The 3,129-nt window shown below is 29.1% G+C and carries 2 protein-coding genes; both read right to left on the reverse strand.

The window, feature by feature from the left end:
• Positions 1-223 precede the first annotated feature (223 nt).
• Positions 224-1,684 (reverse strand): glycosyltransferase family 2 protein, encoded by a 1,461-nt coding sequence (locus CVD18_RS21855; protein WP_103867576.1) that lies wholly within the window; start codon positions 1,682-1,684, stop codon positions 224-226.
• A 373-nt stretch (positions 1,685-2,057) separates the two neighbouring features.
• Positions 2,058-2,801, reverse strand: coding sequence for a LytTR family DNA-binding domain-containing protein (locus tag CVD18_RS21860; protein ID WP_103867577.1), 744 nt, complete (start codon positions 2,799-2,801; stop codon positions 2,058-2,060).
• Between the last annotated feature and the right edge of the window lie 328 nt (positions 2,802-3,129).

Genomic DNA, 3,129 nt, shown 5'->3' on the forward strand with positions numbered 1-3,129 from the left:
TTCTTCTCGATTTTTTCATATGTACAGCGTTAAATTTACAATTTAAGTAGCTGTCTTAAAAATGGGGAGTATTATATAGTTCAATATGTCAATAAATTTAAATTCAATAGAAATATTAATTATATATCAATTGTATATTAGTAGACAATTGATATATAATTTCATTTTATAAATATGCTATTTTTAGAATTTGATAGCATTTAAGGATCATAGATGTTTTGTGTCAAGATGATACAGCAGCAGTAATGATTTGTTGTTTCTTTATTTTTTTCTTTAGTTGCTTTTTTGGTAAATCTCTTGTCAACCAACCGCTTCTACCAGCTGTAGCCATAGCGTAAGGAGTAATCCAAAATAAGGTAAAGGCATAAAATATGCTATAAGGATACGCCCAAAGAGATTCTGCAACACTATGTTTTTTTGCGTAAAATAAAGCCTGTATACTTGAAAAAACAAATATACTAGCCAATGTAGAACTTAGAAATAATATTGGATAGGTGCAGATAAAAAATAACATTAATACTATTCCTGGGTAAGCCATTGTCATTTTTAACCATTGGTTTAATAATAATATTCTAGTACCACTTTTTGCTTCTTTTCTAAAATTCCCAAAGGCAAATTTAGACATAGCTATATTCTCGCGAACATTACTTCTTTCCCAACGAATAAACATTTTATATAAATTTTTGTAGCGCTCAGGGATATTGGTATATACATAGGCATTGCGTTGAAAGAATACTTTGTAACCTTGTTTTAGAATCATATTTGTCATAGCTCGATCCTCTCCAATTTTTGAGACTTGTCCCATAAAAGTTTGAGTAATCCACTCTTGACGGCAATTAAAAACAGCTTCTCTTCGATAGGCTGATAGCGCTCCTGGTGTACATAATACAGAACCTAAACTACTTTGAGCAGAACGAATAAACTCAAAACTAAAAGCAAAGCTTACATTCAACATACGTGGGATTAAAGCTTTTTTACTATTCAATACACGCACATTACCTGCTACAGCACCACATTTTTTGTCGACTACAAAAGGGCTAACCATATTACGTACTGTGTCTTTTTTAACTATAGAGTCACTATCCACAGTTATAAAAATCTCTCCTGTAGCTAAATTAAATGCACGATACAGGGCATGTCTTTTTCCTTTATTTTCTGGTTGTTGATAAATTGAAACGCGATCACCTAATTCTTCTTTAGCTTTTTTCATCCATTGCCATGTATCATCTTGGCTTCCATCATCAATAGAAATTAATTGTATTTTTTCTTGAGGATAATCGCTTTCTGCTAGGCTAATTAATGTTTTATAAACTAATTCACCTTCATTGTATGCTGGAACAATAACTGTACACGAAGGTAACTGATCATTAGGTACCGATTTAATGACTTTATAACGTAGGTATAAAAATAATATATAAATTAAAAAACTAATTTTGACTGTGAGTAGACAAAAACCTGTTACCATTAAGGGAATTCCCCAAGGACTATTTATACGTTCTAAATAAATTTTCTCAAAATAGGGTTGTAAGAAAAAGAACAAAGATACACCACCAAACATCAATAGAAATGTTCCTATTAAAATGAAAGATGAGGATGAATTTACAATGTTTTTCTTAATAAGTTTAGAATGTTTGTTGGTAGCTGCAGAAGTTTCCAAAGATTTGGAAAATGATAATCCTTTCATAAGTGTTTCCCTGATTTTTTTGAAAAGGAGGCAATATTGATGCCATTTTCAATGTAATTGTTTTATAGAGCTTTATGAATGACTAATAAACTTTGATGTGTGGAAAAATCACACACATGTGGGTAATTTCCCCACTATAATGTGTGTTTTAAGGAAGGTAGATGAGATTTTATTTGGTGGTAAAATCATAGACAGCTACGTTATTTTGGATGTAAAAATAGCATCTATTAAGTAAAAACGTAAGATGTCTTTTTTTATTTTTCTATTCAGGATAATTTATATGAACATCCTTAAAAAAAGAGAATACCAATTTCCTTATTAATACTAAGGAAGAGTTGAATTTTTTGGATATATAGGGGGGAGGGAGTAAAAATTAAATAGCTTGTATGGCTTCTTTATATTTTTTGGAAACGGGGAGTTCCATTAGGGTAAGAGATATGGTGTTTTTGTTTTTCCAAGATTTAAAATGTGATGGATTTATTAAATGTGAGCGATGTATTTGAACTAGAAAATCTAAATCTTCTTGCATTTTTGTTAAAGAAGAGCGGATTAATTTTGAGTTAAGTTCACTATTATTAACAAAAAAAATCTCCACATAATTTTGAGCATTACTGATACTGATTAATTCAGATTTTTTAATTTTTAAAATATCAAGTTTATTATCTCCTTTAATGCTTAAAATATCTTCTTGTATAGGAATTAATTTAATTGAATAACGTCTTGCTAGAATAACAATTGGAATTACAATTAAAGCTGTCTTAAAAATTATATTAGTAAAAAACTCCCAAAAAGTATATCCACCAGATAAAATGAAAGGGCTTTTGTAATAGATGAAAGTTCCAATAGTATATAATATTTGATAAAAAACAATACTAGTTACTTCAAGAGTAATATTCCATTTTTCAATTTTTTGATAGGCAAATTTTTGAACTAGGCTTGTTAACGCATACGCTATAAATGCAATGACATTAAAGCCGATGCTTATTAAGATCCATGCTTTAAAATTTAGAGTGCCATCATCAAAAGGTCTTATGAAAAAAGCAAAAATAAACCCCCAGATGCATATAAATACACCTATTAATAGATGATGCTTGATTGATGGATTTAATTTTATCATTTTATTTTTTTGCTTGTTGTATATTAAGAATAGAATAAAATAAAAGAGTTTTTGATCAATACAATCTTATCAAAGAATTCTATTTAATTTGTCTAAAACTAAGGAATTTTTATTATCTGCTATGTGAGATGAAAAAATGTAATCTTAAAAGAGGCAGAAATAGCGTAAGGTTTTAGGTGGTTTTAAAATGAAAATGCCTCTGTGGAGTCCGAGGGATAAAGTTCGAACTTTTTGATCGAAGATATTCGATTATATGCTTATCCTTATGTTTCCCTATTACTTGGTATCTTTAAAGTATGAAATTAATTGAGTTTTTTAAGCATTATCC

Source organism: Aquimarina sp. I32.4, assembly GCF_002924285.1.
Taxonomy (GTDB): Bacteria; Bacteroidota; Bacteroidia; order Flavobacteriales; family Flavobacteriaceae; genus Aquimarina.